The sequence below is a fragment of the Altericroceibacterium spongiae genome (assembly GCF_003610805.1).
In the GTDB taxonomy this organism is placed as follows: Bacteria; Pseudomonadota; Alphaproteobacteria; order Sphingomonadales; family Sphingomonadaceae; genus Altericroceibacterium; species Altericroceibacterium spongiae.
The window spans coordinates 1-1,167 of sequence record NZ_RAPF01000032.1; the positions used below are offsets into that span (position 1 = coordinate 1).

The following is a 1,167-nucleotide window of genomic DNA, read 5'->3' on the forward strand; positions in this document are numbered from 1 at the left end:
TCCCTCTTGTCTTAAACTTCTCAAGCTCTGGTGCGATACTGGAGCTACTGCTCAGCACGGCATTAATGCCGTGCTGAGCAGGCGGCGGATGGATCGGTTCCCTCTGGGTCTTGAAGGACCGTGGAGGAGTAGGGTCACCGTCGCTCTTTTTGTCGACCTGAACGGATACTTGGGCTGCGGGCCCGTATGACAAGACGAGGTGGAAAAGGCACATGCAAAAAATAATTGGCATAGATGTCTCTAAAGACAAACTTGATGGTTTCAACTTACCTGATGGGCAACATGTCCAAGTGACCAATGATGCCAAAGGACATCAGGCGTTGCTGCGTTGGATTGGTAAGGAACTCGATACCCTGATCGTCTTCGAAGCAACCGGAGCCTATCATCGAAAGCTTGAAATTGCCTTGGCTGGAGCGTCATCACTTTTTGTGAAGGTTAATCCCAAGCAGGCTCGGCGCTTCGCACAAGCTACCGGACGTTTAGCAAAAACGGACCGTGTTGATGCCGCAATGTTGGCGAGAATGGGCCTTGCTTTGAATTTGACGCCACAACAACCGCATCGAAAATCTTTGTATGACCTCAGAGACTTGCTCTCCTCACGCCGCGCATTAATCAAGGATCAAACAGCAGCAAGAACACGCCTGGCAACCGCCGATGTACTTTTGATCAAGCAACAGTTGAAGAATCGATTGGCACAGATCGCATGCGACATCGGGCAAATTAATAGAGAGATGTTGGCACGCGCATCAAGTGACGACACCATGTCACGGCAGGTGAAAATCCTAACAAGTATTCCAGGCATCGGTGTGCTCACGGCCATAACAATCTTAATCGACATGCCAGAAATTGGAACGCTCGATAACAAGCAGGTTGCAAGCCTCGCAGGGCTGGCACCCGTCTCCCAAAGCTCTGGGAAATGGCAAGGTAAGGAACGGATCCAAGGAGGACGGGCAATGCTGCGTCGGGCAATCTATATGCCAGCGTTGGTCGCGACGCGCGTCAATCCGGATATGAAAGCCAAATACCAGCAGCTCATATCTGCCGGAAAGGAGAAAAAGGTCGCCCTTACAGCTATTATGCGCAAGCTCATTGTATTGGCGAACGCGCTCTTACGAAAAAACCGAGAATGGGTGTGATATGGCACTTGCCCAAGACGGATACTCCTCC

1 protein-coding gene is annotated in these 1,167 nt (G+C 51.0%); it reads left to right on the forward strand.

The window, feature by feature from the left end:
- Positions 1 to 212: 212 nt before the first annotated feature.
- Positions 213 to 1,136, forward strand: coding sequence for an IS110 family RNA-guided transposase (locus D6851_RS17475; RefSeq protein WP_120326104.1), 924 nt, complete (start codon positions 213 to 215; stop codon positions 1,134 to 1,136).
- Positions 1,137 to 1,167: the final 31 nt, after the last annotated feature.